The following is a 20,196-nucleotide window of genomic DNA, read 5'->3' on the forward strand; positions in this document are numbered from 1 at the left end:
CGGGCCGGGCGGCCACATGACGGCGCCCGCAGCCGCACACGACCCGGTAAAGATCATGCTGGGTCACCCCGACCCGGACCGGGGTGAGATCGTGGGACTGGTGTGAGCGGGCAACCCCGGCCGCCGCACCCTCGGCCAGCAACGCCCCACAGTCACAGGCCCCGACCGGGAAATGCGCCTCCACCCGGTCCGGGACCTCCCGCCACGCCAACGTCCGCCCGTCCTGCCCCGGCTGCTTCCCGCGCTTCTTCATCCCACCCCCAACGGCACGGCGCTCCGCCCGGTTCGGCCCAACCCGACCTGGCAGCACCCCGTCCGACGACGGCGGCAACGACGAGTTCCCCGAATTCCGCGAACCCGCCCGCCTCAACCGATCCACCTCGGCCGCCAGCTCCTCGACCCGACGTTCCTGCCCAGCCAGCAGCTCATCCCGCTCGGCGATCCCGGCCCGCAACTGCTCGATCACGCCCGCCTGCGCCACCACGAGAGCGACCAGCTCCTCGCGTGACATCTCCTCCGGCGGCACCCAGCCACACCACCACACCCCGAACGCACCGTCACGGGCAACACACTCGAACAGCGAACAACATCCACACCCGACTCCAACACCAACCACTCACCGCAAGATCACGCAACCACGTGAATGTTTACAACCATGATCGCTGTGACCAGCCGGATGGCCGGCACCGGCGCCTCCGCCGGCCCTCCCCCGCCGGCCATCAGAGCTTCCCGCCTTCACGACCGGCCACGAGAGAATCACGGTCAAGATCGCCACGGCGACCCATCTGGATCGCCGTCCGAGCGGTCACAATCAGTTCAGATCGCTCACCAAGCCGTGTGGATGTCGAACGAGCCTCACCCGGGGTACACAAGAAGTGTTCACATTGCCGCACAGAGCCACAACCACCGAGATCGCCCGGGCTGCCCTCCCGCCTCACGCCCTCGCGCGGCGGAGCATCGGTTCGGCCACCGAGGCGCCCGACAGCGGGGCCGAGCGGAAGACCAGCGTTCTCGCCACCGCAGATTCCGCCGACGTGCCCATGAGACGCGGCGCCACGCCTCGAAACCATGGCCGCGGTTCGTGACACCTCTTCCGAAAGCCTCGGATATGCATGATGCATATTTGCCACCGTGGGGGCAAGAATGGTTCTGGCTTCGGGAAGTGAGCGACAGGGGCCGGGCAGGAGTGGACGGGAGTCAGATGATCGGGTGGCGCCGGGTTACGGAAGACGACTTTCCGTTGTTGGGGACGTGGCTGGAGCAACCGCACGTCGCCCGCTGGTGGAACCACGAGACCACGCCCGAGGCCGTCCGGCGTGACTTCGGCCCGACGGCCCGCGGCGAGGAGCCGGCACAGGACTTCCTCGCGCTGCTGGACGATCAGCCGTTCGGCCTGGTGCAACGATGTCGTCTGATCGACTACTCGGAGTACCTCGACGAGTTGAGACCAGTCATCGAGGTGCCTGTGGGCGCGATGAGCCTCGACTATCTCATCGGCGACCGCGGCCAGACCGGGCGCGGCCTCGGACCTGCCATGCTCACGTCAATGGTCGCCAGGACGTGGTCCGACCATCCCGAATCCGACTGTGTGATTGTTCCGGTGGTCGCGGCGAACCGGGCGTCCTGGCGAGCGCTGGAAAAGGCCCGCTTCCGCCGGGCCGCCCAGGGGCACCTCACCCCGGACAACCCAATTGACGATCCGCTGCATTACGTTTACCGGCTGGACCGCGAAGTCTGAAAGCCCGTCATGCCGACAGGCCGCTGCCCGCCGGGCCGAAAGGCTCAGCGGGCAGCGGCCGTGGCATATCGTCAGCGAAAATCAGTAGCGGGCGCCGGCCGCCGAGCGGTTACGCGAGCGCCGACGCAGACGTCGGAGACCTCGGGCAGCCGACCGGTCGGCCGCGTTCACGTCATGCCGGGCCTCACCGCGGAGCCTGCGCAGCACCTTCATCGTGACCTCCTCGAGCTGTCTGTCGTCCAACCGGCGGCCGTTGCGCCGGCATGGTTCGCAACGTGCCCGTCATGTCGGCCTTAACACGCCAACCTCCGACGAGATTCGAAACGGCGGTCGCGCGGCTCGGCGGCTCAGCGGTCGGGGAGCAGGTCTGCGGGGGGCGGGCCGAAGCGTCCGCGGACGAAGTCGACGAGCCCCCGCAGGCGTCCTCTGGGATGCCAGTAGGGGCCGCGGCGGGATGGGGCCACCGCGCCGGCGGCGAGCTGCCACAGGGCGATACAGAAGCGGATGAACGTGTGGTAGCGACCCGAGTGATCCCGGACCAGCAGCAGGGTGTTGCGCAGCTGCAGGTAGTCGATGGCCGCGGAGGTCGAACTGATGTGTGGGTTCTTCACCATCGCGCCCCGGACAAGGCCGCATTCCCAGCCGGCGTCGCGGGCACGCAGAGCCAGGTCGGCCTCCTCGCAGTAGGCGAAGTAGCGCTCGTCGAAGACACCGATCTCGTCGAGGCAGGCGCGGCGGGCGAACATCAGCGTGCCGTGCGGGTGGCCGGCGGGCTCCCAGCCCTCGTGGACACGCGCCGGGATGAGGATGCCACCGAAGTACGGGTCGGTGACCGGTGTGGCGCCGTCGCCCACATCGGCGCAGGCCAGACCCGCCCGCGGTCGTTGGGCGAGGGCCGCCAGGATGCCGCTGAGGCAGCTCGGCGCGGGCAGCGCGTCGTGGGGCGCCAGGACCACCCACTCACCGGCGGTCGGGTCCTCGAGGAACCGGCGGTAGCCGATGTTCGCGGCCGGGCCGAATCCCACGTTGCCGCCGGCGGGCACCACCGTGACATCGTCGGCCTCGACCGGTGGCACCGTCGCCGAGCCGTTGTCGACGACGGTGATGACGACGGGGACGTCCTGGGCGCGAAAGGCGTCGATCGTGTCCACCAGCCGCTCGGGCTGGTTTCGGTACACGAGGACGACCGGAAGGGGCTGCACATCCACAGTGCTATCGCGGCGGGCGCTACCGGGGCGCCCTGATGTGCGCGGGCTGCTCGACGGTGCGGGCCAGGATGCCCAGCGTCGCCCGCAGGCCCGCCTCGGGGATCACCGGGAAGATCCCCTTCCCCCGATACGCCTCGTCGATCTCGCTCCAGTCGTAGTACGACGTGACCAGAGTGCCGGACTCGACGGGCTGCAGTTGGTAGCCGTACAGGTGCCGCAGCGGTGGATTGACGATCCCGCCGCCGATCGTCCACTCGAGGAGGGCGTCCGACTCGAACTTGGTGATCTTCACCGTGACGTCGTACTTGCCGAGGGGATAGTCGTTGAGCGACTCCCGGTCCATGTGGACGACAAACGTGTCACCCACCTGGGTCACTCGCTGCCCCTGGGTGGACTGCAACATTCCTGAACTGTCGATCGCGACATGTCCCGCCGGATCGGTCAGCACCGCGAAAATCACGTCGGGCGTCGCCGCGACCGTGCGCTGTACCTCGAACCGTTCAACCGTCGTCATGCCGGGCATCCTCGCATCGCGGGGTGCCCGGGCGCCAACGCGCCGGGACATCCGGCCGGCACGGCCCATCGCGGCCGCGCCGGCTGATTCCACCCGTTGCCAGTCGGGGCTGGCCGCCTTCACGGCGGGACCCCGGAAGTGGCCCCGATCTCGGGCCACCGCGCTGGTGTCAGCGGGAGCCAGCGGCTCCCTGGAGGACACGCAGGCCGGGCTTGCTGCTCCGCTGCGCCCCGCTCCGCTGCGCCGGAACCGCGATCTGGGCGGCCCGCTCGCTGTTGGCGCGCAGGACGATCGTGGCCATCTCCTGGCGGGCGGACGGCGACAGGTCGGGGTCGGCGAACAGCAGTGCGATCTCACGGCGCTGGGCACGCAGGGCACGCTGGGTACGGAACGCGGCGAACGCCTCCCGCAGCGAGGAAGCGGAATTCTGGTGGGCGCTCATAAGAAACTCCTTCAGTCACAACCGGGGAGGACGGGCCACTGTCATCTCCCACCGTCATTCTGCACCCGGAAGGACCACTACGGGGTGACCGGACAACGTGATGTGGACTGCAGTCCGGCGCATTCGTCGACCTATATGAGCTGGCCCACAGTAATGGCGCTCACAATCCCGCCTGAACGGTAACCGCGGTCACACGATGTTCCCTCGCTATTGCCGTTCCACGTAGCGGCCGTCACATTCCCATGGCCGCGGCCGATGCCGCATCCCTCCCACCACCCCGCATGCCCCGGCGCACCAGCCACCACCAGATGCCCATGTGACGCACAGCACCCACCGTCGCACCCCGCCGTCCATCCTCCGCCGTACGCCGCACGCGAAATCGGGTGCGTCGGCGATATGTCCGAAGAACGGTCGGGCACCCGAGGAACAGCCGGGTTCCGTCAGAATGTCACCGGAAGGCTTTGCAGACCGTATACGACGGTGTCGGCCCGGAAAACCACGTCCTCGAAGGGTATGGCGAGCGCGAGGTCGGGGAAACGGCGCAACAACGCCGGCAGGCCGATGCGCAGCTCCATCCGGGCCAGCGGCGCACCGAGGCAGTGGTGGCGACCGAAACCAAAGGCGACATGACCGATGGCTCCCCGGGTGATGTCGAGGCGGTCGGGATCGTCGATGAAGGCCGGGTCCCGGTTGGCCGCGGCCAGCGAAACCACGAGGGGGTCTTCGGGCGCCACCTCCCGTCCGCCGAACGTCGCACCCGCGTCGCGAGCGATACGCGGGACGGCGGCGTGCACGATCGACAGCCAGCGCAGCAGTTCCTCCACCGCGGGCAGGGTCATCGCGGGATCGTCACGCACGGCGGCGAGCTGCTCGGGGTGGCGCAGCAGCGCCAGCGTGCCGAGGGCGAACATGTTCGCGGTCGTCTCGTGCCCGGCGATCAGCAGCAGGTTCGCGGCTCCGACCAGTTCGGCGGTGCTCAGCTCGTCGCCATGTTCACGGACCAGCATGCTCAGGGTGTCCTCCCCCGGCTCACGGCGAGCCCGCTCGACCAGGGTGGCCATGTAGGCCCGGCTCTCGGCCAGCACCGCGAACCGCTCGTCGACGGGCAGGGTCACATCGGTCTGACGGGCGGCGCGCTGGTGGAAGGCGTCCCGGTCGGCGTAGGGCACGCCGAGCAGCTCGCAGATCACCAGGGACGGCACCGCGAGCGCGAAGGTGGGCACCAGATCCACGGGACTCCCGGCCCGCTCGACGTCGTCGAGGGCATCCTCGATGATCTCGGTGACCCGCGCCTGGAGCCGCCGCATCCGGGCGCCGGTGAACTCCGGGGTGAGCATGCGGCGCAACCGGGTGTGGTCGGGTGGATTGAGGACGAGCAGGTTGCCGACCCGAAGGTCAGCCAGGGTGGCCACATGCGGGCCACCGGCGGCGGTGGCATCGGTGGCACTGGCGGGGGACACGAGGAAACCACCGGGGAAGCTGCCGAACCGGTCGGCGTCTCCAAGGATGGCCCGGACCTCGTCGTAGCGGGTCACGATCCGCGCGTTCAGCCCGAAGGGGGTGGTCACCGGAAGCAGCCGCCCCTCCCGTTGAGCTTCGAGGAGCTCCTGACCGGGCCCGAACAGCGTCCGCCGCATGTACTCGGGGGTCGTCCACACATCCGTCATGATCCATCCAAATAGTCACGGAGGGCATGTACTCTGTCGACGTTTAGTCAGCGTAGCATCGACGGCGGCGCCTCGATCACTCCCGCCGTCCAACCCCCGCGGCTCGACCTGGTACGCCTTCCATGAGCATCCGTGGACAGCGGGCCAGCCCGACCCGGCGAAGCACGGCGACACGGTGCGAGGACGGCACGGCGCGAGGACGGCACGGCGGCCCGCCCCTCCCCCGCCGACGGCAGCCGGGGAAGACACCGGCCGCTCGACCAGAAAGTGCGCGATTCCGGGAACTGTCGTCACACTCGGCTGGCCGGGGGTATACCCGCACCAGAGACGGACACGGGACCGGAACGAAGCCGGCGCGATAATGCCATGATATCCATCAGGGCAACATCCGCGGACAACGGCAGCAGGCACCGCCAGCTGCCCCGACGACCGCGGGCTAGACTTCCTGAAAGCCAATATAAAAGACTTTGAAAGCGGCGAGAAAATAGCAGAGGTGTGGCCGAGTTGTCAATAGAGGATCTGGATTCCGAGCAGGCCTACGTCTCGGCTCTCTACGATCGGCTTGACGCTCTGCGTCGGCGTGCCTCGACGCGGCTGCGTGGGGTTCTGCTGCGCTCCGAGAGCCTGCCGCGGGCCCGGTTCGAGCGTGAGGTCGCCAGTGCCGACTGCGCCGCCACCCTGGCGCGGCTGCGGGCCGCCGAGATCGGCCTGTGCTTTGGCCGGCTGGATTTCGACGGCGGCGAACGCCGCTATGTCGGCCGGATGGGCATCTTCGACGACGATGCCGACTACGAGCCGCTCCTGATCGACTGGCGGACTCCGGCGGCCCGGCCGTTCTACGCGGCGACCGGGGCCGAGCGCCTTGGCGTGCGCCGACGCCGGCACATCGCCACCCGGCAGCGCGCGGTGACCGGTGTGGAGGACGACATCTTCGAGATGGCCGACTCCCCTGGTCCGGACGCACCTGGTCCGGACGCACCTGGTTCCCACGTCGGCGCCGACGGCGACTCCCCCGATCGGGCCGCCCCGCTGACCGGCGAGCCGGGGCTGTTCGCCACCCTCAACGCCGCCCGCACCGGCCGCATGAGTGACATCGTCGCGACCATCCAGGCCGAGCAGGATCGCATCATCCGGTCGGATCAGCGGGGTGTCCTGGTCGTGCAGGGCGGGCCGGGGACGGGGAAGACCGCCGTGGCCCTGCACCGGGCCGCCTATCTGCTCTACACCCACCGGGAGAAGCTGGCCCGCAGTGGGGTGCTCGTGCTCGGGCCGCATCCGGCGTTCCTGCGTTACATCGAGAACGTGCTGCCTTCCCTCGGGGAGACCAGCGTGGTCAGCGCGACGGTCGACGCGCTCTATCCGGGGGTGGCGGCGCGCCGCCTGGAGGATGCGGCCACCGCCGAGCTCAAGGGACGGGCCGCGCTCGCCGAGATCCTCGCCGCGACCGTGCGCCACCGCCAGCGGCTGCCGCAGGGTCACACCCTGGAGATCCACACCGAGGAGCGGCTGCTCCTGCTCGAACGGTCCACCTGCGAACGCGCCCGGGCGCTCGCCCGGGAGTCCGGTGAGCTGCACAACGACGCCCGACCACTGTTCGTGCGAGCGGTGATCGAGGCGCTGGCCCGTCAGGTCGCGGACGGCTACGCCGCCGAGACGATCACCGCGGCGGTGCTGGAGGCCGACCCGGAGGCGCTCGACCTGCTCGCCCCCGCCGGGTCGGGTGGTTCGAGCCTGCTCGACGACGAGGACCTCGCCCAGTTGCGCCGTGAGCTGCGCGGCGATCCGGCCGTGCGGACCGTCCTCGACGAACTGTGGCCGGCGCTGACCCCCGAGCAGCTCGTCGCCGAGCTGTTCGCCGACCCGGGCACGCTCGCCGCGGTCGCACCGCAGCTGTCCGCCCAGCAGCGTCAGTTGTTGCACCGGCCCCTGGCCGAGGACGACGCCGACGGCAACGACTGGCTACGCGAGCTGCGCGCCGTGACCGACGGTGACGCTGGCAGCGGCGGCGGGGCCGACCTCGAGCCCGACAACGACCGGGACGCGGACGGCCAGGCCGGCGGCGAGGACTCGGGCGTGCCCGCGCGGCCGAGGCCGGTCGGTGGGTGGAGCGCGGCGGACATCCCGCTGCTGGACGAGGCCGCCGAGCTGATCGGCGACGACGACCAGGCGGCGAAGGCGGCCGCGTTGCGCGAACGCGTGGCCCGGGTCGCCTACGCCCAGGGTGTGCTCGACATCCTCTCCCGGGACATCGAGGACGACCCGGAGATCATGATGGCCGTCGACCTGATCGACGCCGGCCGACTCGCCGAGCGGCACGAGGACGCCGATCCGCGCACGATCGCGCAGCGGGCACTCGCCGATCGGACCTGGGTGTTCGGGCATGTGGTCGTCGACGAGGCGCAGGAGCTGTCCGAGATGGCGTGGCGGATGGTGATGCGCCGCTGTCCGACCCGCTCGATGACGATCGTCGGTGACGTCGCGCAGACCAGCGACCCGGCTGGCACCACGTCCTGGGACCGGGTTCTGGCGCCCTACCCGGCGGCGGGCACGCCCGCCCGCTGGGAGACCCTGACGGTGAACTACCGGACGCCGGCGGAGATCATGGCGGTGGCCGTGGACGTGCTGGCGACCCTGTCTCCCCCGCAGGAACCACCGCGCTCGGTGCGTACGGTCGGGCATCACCCGTGGCGGCTGCGCGTCGCCGACGAGGATCTCGGCCCGCAGGTGGCCCGATCCGTCGTCCGCGAGCTGGAACGTCTGGCCCTCCGCACCCGGGACGTCGCCCCGACAGCCCCCGACGCCGCGTCCGCGTCCGCGTCGAAGGCCGGTGGGGCTGGCGCGTCGGCATCCGGCGGGACGGGTGGAGCGGGTGGGGCTGGCGGGGCGGGGCGGGTGGCGGTGCTGGTGCCGACGTCGAGGCTGGCGGAGGTGACCGCCGCGGTCCGCACGGTCGTGCCCGAGGTGGATGCCGGGCCGCGGGCGAGGCTGACCGCCGCGGTCGTGGTGCTCGGGGTGCGGGAGGCCAAGGGGCTGGAGTTCGACACGGTCCTGGTGGTCGACCCGGACGCGGTGCTCGCCGAGTCGCCACGCGGTGCCCATGACCTGTATGTCGCGCTCACCCGGGCGACCCACCACCTCGGTGTGCTGCACACCGGCGACATCCCGCCGATGCTCGCCCGACTCGTCCCCAGAGCGGGGTGACGGGACGGGCGAGGGCGGGATGGACCCGTTGCCCGCGGTGGGCCTGGACCAGGGCCTAGCCCAGGGCCTGCAGCCGGGGCGGGGTCAGCGGGGTGTGCGCGTCCGCCGGGTCGACGAACCGGCCGCTGACCTGGTCGAGCACGGAGATGCGGGCATCGGCGATGTCGAAGTACATGCCGACCAGGCGTAGCGAGCCGGCTTCCAGGGCGCGGCGCACGGTCGGCTGCTCGCGCAGGTTCTCCAGCTGCTGGGCGACGTTGGCCCGGCCGAGCCGTTCGACGGGCGCCAGGTGTTCGGTGCCGGGCGGCGGGGTGCGTGTCAGCGACGCCGCGGCGTGCGCCAGCCAGCCGGCGAGCGCGGAGTCGAGCGGACCGGACCCGGCCAGCAGCGCCTTCATCGCGCCGCAGGACGAGTGCCCGCACACGACGATCGCCGGTACCTGCAGTACCTCCACGGCGTAGTCCACCGCCGCGGTGACGGACAGTTCGGTGGAGAACGGCACGCTGGGCGGTGGCCCGGTCGCGGCGCCGATGCCCACCCCGGCGGCCATGCCGCGCCCACGGGCCATGCCCGTCCCGTGCCCGGCGGGCCGTCCGATGATGAGCTGCGAGGCTGCGCCGGACGACGCGGCCGCGCTGCGCGGCACGATGTTGCCGACGTTGCGCACCGTGAACAGGTCACCTGGGCCGCTGCTGGTGAGAATGTTCGGCACGATCCGCGAGTCGGCACAGGTCAGGAACAGCGCGCCGGGCTGTTGCGCGGCAGCGAGACCGTCGAAGGTGTCCCGCAGCAGGGGGGCCGCCCGGCGGTGGAACTCCCGAACCCCGACCATGATCGTCCCGACGTGGTCGAGTTCGGCCTGCGCCTGGGCACCGGAGGGCACCTGGTCCTCGGCGGGCGGCGCGCCGGTCGTGCCCGCGGCGGCTCCCGCCGCGTCGGTCTCCGACGTGGTCCGGGTACCGGTCAGGCTGGTGGACGAGGCGGTGGTCACCGACCCGGCCGACGTACCGCTCGCCGCCGGGACGTCCGCGGTGGAGGAGCTGTTCTGGGCGGAGGGGGCGTCCTGGGTGGAGGGGCTGTCCTGCCACTGTGACCAGGGGGCGAACCAGCGGGGCAGGTGGGGGACGACCGAACGACGGCGCTGGCTCAGGTCGGCGCGACCCAGCCAGACCCGACCGATCTCGTCGATCTGGACGGAGCCACCGGATGCCTCGTGGTTGGCGCACCAGCCGCGAAGGTGGTCGTAGACGGCGTGGTCAAGGTAGTCGACGATGAGCTCGATCGACACCGGGGCACCGGCGGGAATCCGGGCGAGGACCCGGGCAAGGCGTGGCAGCGCGAGGAAGCTGAGCGTCCCCTCGACCTCCACCTGCCACAGCTCACCGTCACGGCGCAGGTGCACGCTGGACCACAGCACCCGGCGCAGCACCAGCACGAGCGCGGTGAGCAGACCGAGACCCACCCCCTTGAGCAGGTCCAGGCCGACGACACCGGCCAGGGTCACCGCGTAGACCGGCAGTTCCCCGTGGCGGCGGACGTGGCGCAGGTGGGAGATGTTGACCAGCCGCATGCCGACGACCACCAGCAGCCCGGCGAGAGCCGCCAGCGGAATCCACTCGACGGCGAAACCGAGGAACAGCGCGAAGCCGAGCATCCAGACGCCGTGCAGGATCGCCGAGGAGCGGGTGCGGGCACCGGCGGCGACGTTCGTCGAGCTGCGCACGATGACGCCGGTGACCGGCAGACCACCGATGACACCGGAGAGCAGGTTGGCCGAACCCTGGCCGATGAGTTCGCGATCAAGGTTGACCCGGGGGCCGCGCCAGCCGCGGGAGGTGGCCAGCTGATCCACGGCCACCGCGGACAGCAACGACTCGACGCTGGCCACGATCGCGACGGTGACGATCCCCAGGATCACCCCGGACCAGTCGTGATCGGGCAGCTCGGGCAGGGCGACCGCGTCGAACAGCGAGGCGGGAAGGTCGACGCGGGGCACGTCGAAGCCGGCGATCCCGGCGAAGGCGGTACCCACGACGACCGCGACCAGGTAGGCGGGCATCCGCCGCAGGGCGCCGGGCACCGCCTCCGGCAGCCGTGGCCAGAGCAGGATCACGGCGATGGTCACCAGGCCGACCACGGTCGCGCCACTGTGCGGATCGAGGATCGCCCGCGGGATGTCCTTGATGTTCTCCCAGGCATGGCTCTCGGCCGTCCCGCCGAGCACCACGTGGATCTGGCCGAGCACGATCGTCAGACCGATACCGCCGAGCATGCCGTGCACGATCGCGGGCGACACGGCCAGGGATGCTCGCGCGACCCGGCCGAGGCCGAGCAGAATCTGCAGCAGGCCCGCGGCGGCCGTGATCAGGCAGGTGGTCCGCCAGCCGTAGCTGTTGATCAGGTTGGCGACGATGACGGTCAGACCCGCGGCCGGGCCGCTGACCTGCAACGGGGCACCGCCAAGCGCACCGGCGACGATGCCGCCGACCACCGCGGCCAGCAGGCCGGCGGCCACGGGTGCGCCCGAGGCCACCGCGATGCCGAGGGAAAGTGGCAGCGCGACGACGAACACGACCAGCGAAGCCTGAAGGTCAGGGCGCCAGGACGCGCGTACGCCCGGCGGCGAGTGGTTCTGCCGCGACGGGTTCGACGCGGGCAGGGGTTTCCCGGGCGGCGTCGCCGGTGGGATGGGTGAACTCACGTCATCTCCTCGCGATCGGGGCTCAAGGAAGCGAATCGGTGGGATGGCCTGGAACGGCGCCGATCAGGCGGTCATGGTCTGATCACACGGTGGCACCGCTGATCGACCGCTGGTCGCCCGCCTCGTCTCCACCTTTCCGCCACCTGCGGTGACGGATGTCGCACCCTGTTGAACGAACCGATCGGCCAACAAGTTTCGATGCGTGAGGACTAATGGTCGCCGCGTAATCATTCGACCGCATCGGCCAGCTTCGTCCCAGGACCCATCCGGCCGAAAATACCGGACAAAAACGACTATAAACGCAGAAACCATCGCCTCCCTGGTGTGGGCCGATGGACCCGTGTGCGCGCGGCCGCCCTGACGGTTCCGTCGGAGCCGGGTCGTACCGTCCACGAAGGTGCGGGATAGCCCGATGTTCCGCATATCCTGATGCCCGTCCTACTTTGCGTAGCATCACGATCGCCCAGCCACGATCCCGCAGCCCCGACTCCGCGGCCACGACCACTCGGCCACGTTCGCGTGGTCAGCCGGCGCGGAGCCCCTCTGCCTCGGGGGAGACGCACTGTCCCGCATGCATCGGCGCGCCCGACCGGCGTCGCGCCGCGCGCCCGGTGGCCGCCTGGTCCTGGCACTGCTGATGGCCGGTTTCTCCCTGCTGTTGTCCGTCTGGGTGGGCAGCAACGCGCCGGGGTTCGGACCGGACGAACCGGCCAACTTCATCAAGGAGGTCGGCGCCGGCACCGGCCAGTGGACGGGCGTCGCGGGCCGACTGGCGCATCCGGCGTTCGGCGACCAGCCCGGTGCGCCGGAGCGCATCGACTGGATCAACCGCAACAGTCGGGTGTTCGAGCTACCGGCCGGCGTCGACCCGGGCGCCGCCCACTTCTCCTGCGACCTGTTCCACAACGACCGTTCCGTCCGCTGCCTGGACCGGCCGCCCACCCGGGCGCCGGCCACCCGGGCGTTGAGCTACGTCGGCACCTACGAGCCGTATGTGTATGCCGTCCCCGGGGCGGCGATGGCGCGCACCCACACCGCGCGGGCCGCGCTCTACACCGGACGGGCGGTGACGGCCGCCCTCGTCGCCCTGCTGCTCGCGGTCGCGCTCGGCGCCGCCTGGGACCGCCGGGCCGGGCCGGTGTCGCTGTCCGGCGTGCTGCTGGCCGCGTCCCCGATGGTGCTGTTCCTCGGCTCGGTGCTCGGCACGAACGGCCTCGAGATCGCCGGCACGCTCGCTCTGTGTTCCCTTGCGCTGCGGATGGGTCGGGCGGGCGCCGCGCCCCTGTGGACGTGGCCGGCGGCGGGTCTCGTCGGGGCGCTGGTGGCGCTGTCGCGGCCCACCGGCCCCGCCTGGGTGCTGCTCGCGGCCGTGGTCGGCGGTGTGCTCGCCGCCGGCCGCCCCCAGCACCGGGCGGGCCGGGAGGGCAGGGAGGGCCGGGAGGGCCGGCACGCCCGACCCGCGGTGGGCTGGGCGGCGGCCTGGCCGGTGCTCTGGCGCTCGCTCGCGCTCGCGCCGGCGGCCGTGGGCATCGTGGCGACGCTGCTGTGGGAACGCGCCGTGCAGCCGCATCCGGGCATCCACCGTCCGGTGGTCATCGAAGGACTGCACCGGCTCGGTTTCGACGCCCAGGCCTGGGTGCGCCAGTGGGTGGGGGTGTTCGGCTGGGCGAGCCTGCCGATGCCGGACTTCGCCTACTGGATGTGGTGGGTCGGCGCGCTCGTCCTCGTCGGGCTGGCCGTCGCGCTCGGGTCGCGGCGGACCCGGGTCGGGCTGGCGCTGGTCCTGGTGGGCGCGGCGGCGGTGGCCGTCGGCCTGGACGTGCTCGTCCTGCGCCAGACCCGTTTCCCGGTGTACGGGCGCTATCTGCTGCCGCTGGCGCTGCTGGTGCCGCTGGTCGCCGGGGAGATCGTCACCCGCCACGCCGACCGGCTGGCGCCCTGGGCCCGCCAGAGCCTGCGGATCACGGTGCCCTCGCTGGTCACCGCGGTGCACCTGGTGGCGCTGTGGGCCAATGGACGTCGCTATGCCGTCAGTGTCAACGGCCCACGGTGGTACGTCGACTCCGCCCAGTGGACGCCGCCAGGTGGCTGGTCACTGTGGGGCGCGCTGGCCGGCGCCGGCGCCGCCTGCATCCTCGGTGCCGTCCTGGCCGGTTCCCTGACCGGGCGGTCACCCACACCTCATCCACCGGACGGAGCCGCGCGCGTCAGCGGACCTGTTCGGTAGGCCGGATCAGCAGTTCGTTGATGGCCACCCGGCGTGGCCGGGTCACGATGTAGGCGACGCCGTCCGCGATGTCCTCGGCCACCAGACTCTCCACCCCGGCGAACGCCGAGCGGGCGTACTCACGGATCTCGGGACGCAGGTGGTCGGTGAGTTCGGTGGTGACCGCGCCCGGCTCGACGACACTGACCCGCACGTGCCGGGCGGTGATCTCCTGGCGCAACGCCTCGGTGAACGCGTTCACGCCGAACTTGGTCAGGTTGTAGATGCCGCTCATCGACATCGCCCGCCGGCCCGCGACCGAGCTGATGTTGACCAGGTCCGCGACCTCCCGGGGGCCCGTCTCGGCCGCGGCGACCAGATGCGGCAACGCCGCGTGCGAGACGTACAGCAACCCCTGCAGGTTCAGGGAGATCATCCGGTCCCACTCGCTGGTGGGCGCGTCGAGGATAGGCCCGAGCAGCATCACCCCCGCGTTGTTGACGACCGTGTCAAGCCGGCCGAGTTCGGCCACGGCCCGTTCGACCGCGCCGATCGCCTCCTCCTGCTCGGTGAGGTCGGCGGCGAGCGCGATCGCCCGCCCGCCGTCCGCCTCGATCTCGCCGACAAGCCGCTCAAGCCGGTCCTTACGCCGGGCGACCAGCGCGACGGCCGCCCCCTGCCGTGCCAGTTCCCGCCCGGTCGCGGCTCCGATACCGCTGCTCGCGCCGGTCACCAACGCCACGGTCCCGCTCAGCGTCCCCGCCGAGCCGGTTCCCGTCGCATTGCTCCCCACCGTGCTGGCCCCCACCGTGTTGGCCCGAGCCGGATGTGCCTCTGTCATGGTGCGCCCTTTCGCTGTAACGAGAGATCGGACGGCGACGGGCCCACTCGTCCGCCCTGTCCGCTCGCCGCACGCTATGACTTCGAGCGCACCCGAGGTCAAAGAAGATCGTGCTCCAACGACGCGGCCGCGTTCGCGGTGCCCGGCCCTATGCCGCACCGGTTCCGTCGTCCACGGCTGCCCCGTCGGCCGAGCCCTGCCATTCACGCAGGTTCTGCACGACCTCTTCGTAGAAACGCTCGAGCGTTTCTACGACGGAGGTCACGAAGGTTCCCTTGCCCACGCCTCGTTTGGTTCCCAGCGGCGCGCTCAGCGAGCCCCGGAAAGCCCGGATGTCACGCGCCGAGTCGGAGATCATGATTTCGGGTTTCTGTCGCACGAGCGCCAGCAGTTCCGCGCGTACCGCATCCCGCGCGCCAGTTTCGAAGGACTCGAGCCGAAGGTTGCCGTTGGCCTCGCCCAGTTGCCTCAGGATCCAACGGACCCTTGTCATCGGACGGCCCTGCCGGGGAGCCTCGACGGTGACCGAACACACCACCCGTCCAGCCCGTAGATCAGCGCTGACCACCAACGGCGCCACCGCACCGGGAATCCGCAGGGTCGCCGACAGGGTCCCGGTTCGACACAGCTCGTCGGCCAGGGCCTGACGGCGGCTCAGCGCGTCCGAGCGGCGGCCGGACTGGGGCATCGCCTCCACCCCGAGCAGACCACCGAGGTGCAGGCACAGGAAGTGCGCCAGCTGATCGAACCGGCCGGCCACCGCGGACAGCCCGCGGTCGGAGGGACGAAGGGTGCCCGCCGCGACGCTGTCCCGCACCGTCACCCAGGTGGGGCCCATGTCCTCGAAGGTCTGGGCGCCGGAACGTCCGTGCTCGAGATAGCGCAGGAACTCGGCGAGGATGTACCCCTGGGTTCGGTCGGCCACCATGTCGTTCTCCAGCAGGAGCTGGCAGCGAAACCGGATGTCAGCCCAGGAGAGATGGTGCACCGCCACCTTTTTGGTCCGGCGGCCGTCGATACCGACCGGGTGCCGCTCGTCCGCGGTGGTGATCAGGTTGGATATCGTGATCACGGCATCGAACTGCTGGTCGCGTGCGATGTCGAGGTAGGCGCCGACCTGCTCGGCCGTAAGCTCACCCGAACCCGTCTTCACCTCGACCAGCGCGGTCCAGGTCCGCTGCCCCCGCGTGACCCGGATCAGGCCGTCCGGAATGTAGGGACGTTCCTCGAGATTGAACGGGACCTCGAGGAACGTTTCGATCTGGCCGGCCGGCGCGCCGAACCGGGTCGTCAGGGAACGACCGAACTCGCGTACCGCGCCAAGGGTGGCCAGCAGCGCGGAGGTCGCCCGACGTTCCTGTTCGGCGGCCCCGCCGATACCCGCGACCGGGAAGAGCCGGGCGGCCTGCCACTGCGATTCCGTCTCCACCGCCAGGGCACGCCGCCCCCTCGACGCGGACAGGCGCCGCGCCGCCACCCGCTTTCTGGTGGTGACCGCGTGTGCGCGTCGGACGCCCGTGGCCTGACGGCCCGACCCGGCCGTCCCGGATGCCGCGCCCACACCGTCCGCCGCGCCGGCTCCGCTCCTGGCCGCGGGCGATGCCACCGTCGGCCCGGACGTCTCCGCGGTCGTACCCCGCGGATCCCGCGGATCGGTGCCACCCGTCAGGTCGCCCGCCACGACGGACCCGGCGGGTGTTGTCCCACCGGCACTGTTCGCGTTCGCATCGACCGGACCCGGGCGACCCGCCCCGGTGTCCGTGGTCTCGCCGATGGTGGCGTCATCGTCGAGACCCGCGGCGGGATCCGTGTCGTCCGCGTCGACCTCGACGCCGTATTCGGTGACGAGGGTCCCGAGCCCGCTGTCGTAGCCCTGGCCCACAGCCCGGAACTTCCACTGACCGGCGCGGCGATAGACCTCCCCGAGAACGAAGGCCGTCTCCTGTTGTGTCGCGGCGACGTCAAACCGCAGCAGTTCGACCGCGTCCGATCCCCGGAGCAGGCGAAGACCCAGGTACTTCAGGTCCGCCAACGAACCCAGATCGCCATCCAGGCTCGCCGCCAGCAGGACTCGTTCGACACTGTCCGGAACATCGTCCATATCGAGATCAATGATGTCCGTGTACACGACGGACTCATCGTCGGGCGTACGCGTCTTACCCCGTAGGCGAACCGCGCCGCCGGCACCCGACGGCTGGTTGTAGAAGATCAGATCATCGTTGGAACGCACCCTACCGTCATCGCCGAGAAGCAGCACACTGACATCGGCGTCAAGTGGTTGTTCCGGGCCGGCCGCCCACTCGAGGATGACCGAGATGGAACCAAGATCGTCGGCCAACGCACTGAGGACAACATTTTCCCCCTTGTGCATGGCCGCGGTTGTCGCAGCGCACATGACAGGACCATATCGCTGGTGAACAACGAGGTACCGGCCGCCAACCGGCGGTGATCCGCCGGGACGGTGGCGTCAGCGGGTGCGGCGGGCCTCGATGAGAAAGCGGGTGGCGCGGGCGGTGAACGGGCCAGTGTCACGGATCTGGCGGTGCAGGTCGACGAGGCGCTCGCGGTAACGGTCGACGGTGAAGCCGGGCACGATCCAGATCACCATGCGCAGGAAGTAGATGACGGCGCCGACGTCGCGGAACTCGGTGTGCAGGGTCTCGGCGCGCAGGTCGACGACGTCGAGCCCGCTGGCCCGCGCGGCGGCGCGCGCCGCGGCGGGATCGCGCCGGTGACGCACCCGCGCCGGCTGCGGGCCGAGGAAGAACTCGGTCAGCTCGGCCACGCTGGCCGGCCCGACCTGCTGGGACAGGTAGCTTCCGCCTGGTCGCAGCACCCGGGCGATGTCCGGCCAGCAGGTGGCCACGGGATGCCGACTCACCACGAGGTCGAAGGTGGCATCGGCGAACGGCAGGCCGCGGTCCCCATCCGCCGCCACCACGGCGACCCCACGCGGACGGAGCAGCGCGGCGGCGCGGGCGATGTTCGGCGGCCAGGACTCCACCGCCGCCGTGCGCCGGGCGAGTCGCGGCACGGACGCGAGGACTTCTCCCCCGCCGGTCTGCACGTCGAGCGCCGTGTCGGCCTGAGCCATCCGCTGCCCCAGCAACCGGGCGTAGCCCCAGGACGGTCGTTGCTCGCTCGCCCGACCCTCCAGCCAGGAGAAGTCCCAGCCCTGCACCGGGGCGGCCGCCGCCTGCGTCACCAGGTCGTCGAACCCGGTCTCCCGCGGTGCGGCTCCCGCGCGCCCATCGATCGCCACCGCTTCATCGTCCCAGCGCCGCCCTCCCCCGCCCACCGAATTTCCGTGCGCCCGCAAGGCCCACGCGGCGGCGCACCCACACCGCGGGACGTGCGCGCCCGCGGCGGTTTCCCACCGCGTGGGACGGACGCGGTCGTTCAGGTGCCGCGTAGGGCGGCGATCACCGGGGCGAAGGACTCCAGGGCTGGCTGCAGGATGGTGATGTAGGTGATGCCGAACCGGTCGCGCAGCTGCCGTATCTGCGCGGTGATCTGCTCGACGCTGCCGACCAGCAGGGTCGGGACGGTGGCGCGCTCGGCGGCGCTCAGGTGCGGCATGCGCCCGGCCCGCGCGGCCAGGGCCGCCTCCCGGTCGTCGGTGATCTGCACGTCCTGCACCAGCAGGTTGCGTTCGATCACACCGGCCCGCGCCCCGGCGGCCCGCTCGAAGAAGGCGACCCGTTCGGCGAACCCGTCCGCGGTCAGAATCCGGAAGGCGCTCGGATCGTCCGGGGCCGGCGCCGCGCCGGTGAAGGCCACGATGTCGGCGCGCTCGCCGGCGAGTGTGAGCAACCGGTTGCCGTTGCCACCGATCAGCAGCGGCACCCGCGGCTGCGTCGGGCGCGGCGCGACCCCGGGGTCGGCCAGCCGGGCGTAGACAGTGTCGACAACGGCCACGAGACGGTCCAGCCGGTCGCGGGCGGTGCCGTACGCGAGCCCCGCGGTTTCGAACTCCTCGGCCACATAGCCCGCGCCGATGCCGAGCTCGAACCGCCCACCGGTCAGCACATCCGTGGACGCGACCTCCCGGGCCAGCAGCGCGGGGTTGTGAAACGCCGCGTTCAGAACGAAGGTGCCCAGCCGCAGATCCGCGGTGGCACCCGCGGCGACCAGCGTGGGAAACGGCGCCGGAAAGCCCAGATGGTCGGGTACGAGCAGAACGTCGTAGTCGAGCTCGGCGACCCGCCGAGCCAGTGCCGCCACCTCGAGCGGCCCCGTGAGCTCCATGACGTTCAACCCGAACCGGAACGGCCGCTCGCTCATCCAACCTCCTCGGGTTGTCCTCCTCGGATCGTCCTCCTCGGATTATCTGATCTTGATCCTACCGATCGGCTGTGACACTTCCGGACGGCCGTGGCGTCCAGCCACGGTGTTGGATGGCAGTGTGCCCGCACGCAGCCATACCCTCCCGCCGACATGGGCGGGGCCGTCTGCCCGGGCCGTCCGACCTGCACGAACGCCGGAGGTAGCCCCACTCGCCCGGGCGGCGGGCGAGCGCCGAGAAGCGCGTGGTCCGCGCGGGACGTGGGGTCGCCGAAAAGCATCGGGCCCGCGGGCGGTGGCCGCGGCGGTCGCCGTCGCGGCGATCCCGATCGGACTGGCCGAGATGCTGCACTGGCGGGCGTCCCGGCGGTTGTACGGGGAGCACGCCCGCCTCCGGCGCGGGGAGCGTGGGGCGCAGGTCGTGCTGGTGCTGGGCTTTCCGGCGACACGGCACGGTGAGCTGCATCCGTTGCAGCGATGGCGTACCGAGATGGGGGTCCGATCGCTGCGCGCGGGCGCGGACAGTCGACTGATCTTCAGCGGCGGTGGACCGCCGGGCATACCCACCGAGGCCGAGACGATGGCGGCGTACGCGCGTGACGTCCTCGGGGTGCCCGCGGCTCAGATCCTGGTGGAGACGGCGGCGACCAGCACCTGGGAGAACGTCGGCTTCTCGGTGCCGTGGCTGGAGTCGGCGCGCACCATCGCGATCGTCTCGGACCCGCTGCACGCCGCCCGTGGACGTCGCTACCTGCACCGGCAGCGTCCCGACCTCGCCGCCCGGCTGGTCCCGGCGGACGACTACCGGCCGTTCGAACGGCTGCGGCTGAAGGTGCCGACCGCGGTCTACGCCGTGACCCGTCCTGCGATGCGTCGTCTGCGGGCCCGGCTCTCGGGGACGCCCCTCGCCGCGCGGGAGGTCGCCGGCGGCACCGCCGCCGTTGCCGGGCAGGAGGGAAAACCGATCGCGGCGGCCGAGCCCGGTTCGTAGAGTTACCCCATGGCGTCACCGCAGGACTCCGCCCGTCTCGACACGTGGATCTGGTGCGTGCGGCTGACGAAGACCCGCTCGCAGGCCACCATCGCCTGCCGGGCCGGGCACGTGAAACTCAACGGTGAGCGGGCGAAGCCCGCCCACCTGGTGCACCCCGGGGACGAGATCCGCGTGCGGCTGGCCGGCCGGGAACGCGTCGTCGTCATCACCCGGGTGCTGCGCCAGCGGGTCGGCCCGCCCGTCGCCGCCGAGTGCTACACCGACCACAGCCCGCCCGTCGTACGGGACGCGACGGCCCCGGTCGCCCTGCGCGACCGGGGCGCCGGCCGTCCCACCAAACGGGACCGCCGCGCATGGGAACGTCTACATGGCACCGGCACCGGCGCACCACCTCGCTGAT

At 71.3% G+C, this 20,196-nt stretch carries 16 protein-coding genes; 5 read left to right on the forward strand and 11 right to left on the reverse strand.

The window, feature by feature from the left end:
* A partial coding sequence (locus MXD61_RS23270) for a DUF6444 domain-containing protein (protein WP_374629441.1) occupies positions 1–526 on the reverse strand: 526 nt, incomplete at its 3' end.
* A gap of 675 nt (positions 527–1,201) precedes the next feature.
* Here MXD61_RS23270 and MXD61_RS23275 point away from each other — a divergent pair.
* Positions 1,202–1,738: a GNAT family N-acetyltransferase gene (locus MXD61_RS23275; RefSeq protein WP_248815553.1), complete on the forward strand. Its 537-nt coding sequence runs from the start codon at positions 1,202–1,204 to the stop codon at positions 1,736–1,738.
* Between the two features lie 81 nt (positions 1,739–1,819).
* On the opposite strand, the gene MXD61_RS23280 is transcribed toward MXD61_RS23275, so the two are convergent.
* The 5 genes from MXD61_RS23280 to MXD61_RS23300 form a co-directional block, all read right to left on the reverse strand.
* Positions 1,820–1,981 carry a hypothetical protein gene (locus tag MXD61_RS23280; protein ID WP_248815554.1) on the reverse strand — a complete coding sequence of 54 codons (162 nt, stop codon included), beginning with the start codon at positions 1,979–1,981 and terminating at the stop codon, positions 1,820–1,822.
* Between the two features lie 104 nt (positions 1,982–2,085).
* Positions 2,086–2,940 carry a glycosyltransferase gene (locus MXD61_RS23285; protein ID WP_248815636.1) on the reverse strand — a complete coding sequence of 285 codons (855 nt, stop codon included), beginning with the start codon at positions 2,938–2,940 and terminating at the stop codon, positions 2,086–2,088.
* Positions 2,941–2,965: 25 nt separating this feature from the next.
* A complete protein-coding gene (locus tag MXD61_RS23290; RefSeq protein WP_248815555.1) occupies positions 2,966–3,460 on the reverse strand; it encodes an SRPBCC family protein in 495 nt (164 codons plus the stop codon).
* Between the two features lie 169 nt (positions 3,461–3,629).
* On the reverse strand, positions 3,630–3,902 hold the full coding sequence (locus MXD61_RS23295; RefSeq protein WP_248815556.1) for a hypothetical protein: 273 nt from the start codon (positions 3,900–3,902) through the stop codon (positions 3,630–3,632).
* A gap of 440 nt (positions 3,903–4,342) precedes the next feature.
* On the reverse strand, positions 4,343–5,569 hold the full coding sequence (locus MXD61_RS23300) for a cytochrome P450 (protein ID WP_248815557.1): 1,227 nt from the start codon (positions 5,567–5,569) through the stop codon (positions 4,343–4,345).
* Between the two features lie 495 nt (positions 5,570–6,064).
* Between MXD61_RS23300 and MXD61_RS23305 the strand changes: the two genes are divergently transcribed.
* The gene (locus MXD61_RS23305) at positions 6,065–8,770 is read left to right on the forward strand and encodes an ATP-binding domain-containing protein (protein WP_374629444.1); all 2,706 of its coding nucleotides are present in this window, start codon (positions 6,065–6,067) and stop codon (positions 8,768–8,770) included.
* Between the two features lie 55 nt (positions 8,771–8,825).
* Here MXD61_RS23305 and MXD61_RS23310 read toward each other — a convergent pair whose 3' ends face one another.
* The gene (locus MXD61_RS23310) at positions 8,826–11,471 is read right to left on the reverse strand and encodes a bifunctional SulP family inorganic anion transporter/carbonic anhydrase (RefSeq protein ID WP_248815558.1); all 2,646 of its coding nucleotides are present in this window, start codon (positions 11,469–11,471) and stop codon (positions 8,826–8,828) included.
* A 571-nt stretch (positions 11,472–12,042) separates the two neighbouring features.
* On the opposite strand from MXD61_RS23310, the gene MXD61_RS23315 reads away from it, so the two are divergent.
* Positions 12,043–13,698 carry a DUF2142 domain-containing protein gene (locus MXD61_RS23315; protein ID WP_248815559.1) on the forward strand — a complete coding sequence of 552 codons (1,656 nt, stop codon included), beginning with the start codon at positions 12,043–12,045 and terminating at the stop codon, positions 13,696–13,698.
* Here the strand turns inward: MXD61_RS23315 and MXD61_RS23320 are convergent.
* From MXD61_RS23320 to MXD61_RS23335, 4 genes are all read right to left on the reverse strand, one after another.
* The gene (locus tag MXD61_RS23320) at positions 13,679–14,518 is read right to left on the reverse strand and encodes an SDR family NAD(P)-dependent oxidoreductase (protein ID WP_248815560.1); all 840 of its coding nucleotides are present in this window, start codon (positions 14,516–14,518) and stop codon (positions 13,679–13,681) included. The two genes, MXD61_RS23315 and MXD61_RS23320, sit on opposite strands and share 20 nt — an antisense overlap.
* Before the next feature lie 148 nt (positions 14,519–14,666).
* Positions 14,667–16,913: a TerD family protein gene (locus MXD61_RS23325; RefSeq protein WP_248815561.1), complete on the reverse strand. Its 2,247-nt coding sequence runs from the start codon at positions 16,911–16,913 to the stop codon at positions 14,667–14,669.
* Positions 16,914–16,985: 72 nt separating this feature from the next.
* Positions 16,986–17,780 (reverse strand): class I SAM-dependent methyltransferase, encoded by a 795-nt coding sequence (locus MXD61_RS23330; RefSeq protein ID WP_248815562.1) that lies wholly within the window; start codon positions 17,778–17,780, stop codon positions 16,986–16,988.
* A gap of 137 nt (positions 17,781–17,917) precedes the next feature.
* On the reverse strand, positions 17,918–18,802 hold the full coding sequence (locus MXD61_RS23335) for a TIGR03621 family F420-dependent LLM class oxidoreductase (RefSeq protein ID WP_248815563.1): 885 nt from the start codon (positions 18,800–18,802) through the stop codon (positions 17,918–17,920).
* A gap of 295 nt (positions 18,803–19,097) precedes the next feature.
* Here MXD61_RS23335 and MXD61_RS23340 point away from each other — a divergent pair, with 295 nt between their 5' ends.
* Both MXD61_RS23340 and MXD61_RS23345 read left to right on the forward strand, forming a co-directional pair.
* Positions 19,098–19,793: a YdcF family protein gene (locus MXD61_RS23340; protein ID WP_248815564.1), complete on the forward strand. Its 696-nt coding sequence runs from the start codon at positions 19,098–19,100 to the stop codon at positions 19,791–19,793.
* Positions 19,794–19,802: 9 nt separating this feature from the next.
* Positions 19,803–20,195, forward strand: coding sequence for an RNA-binding S4 domain-containing protein (locus tag MXD61_RS23345; protein ID WP_248815565.1), 393 nt, complete (start codon positions 19,803–19,805; stop codon positions 20,193–20,195).
* Position 20,196 lies beyond the last annotated feature (1 nt).

Origin of the sequence: Frankia sp. AgPm24 (genome assembly GCF_023243055.1) — a bacterium.
In the GTDB taxonomy this organism is placed as follows: domain Bacteria; phylum Actinomycetota; class Actinomycetes; order Frankiales; family Frankiaceae; genus Frankia; species Frankia umida.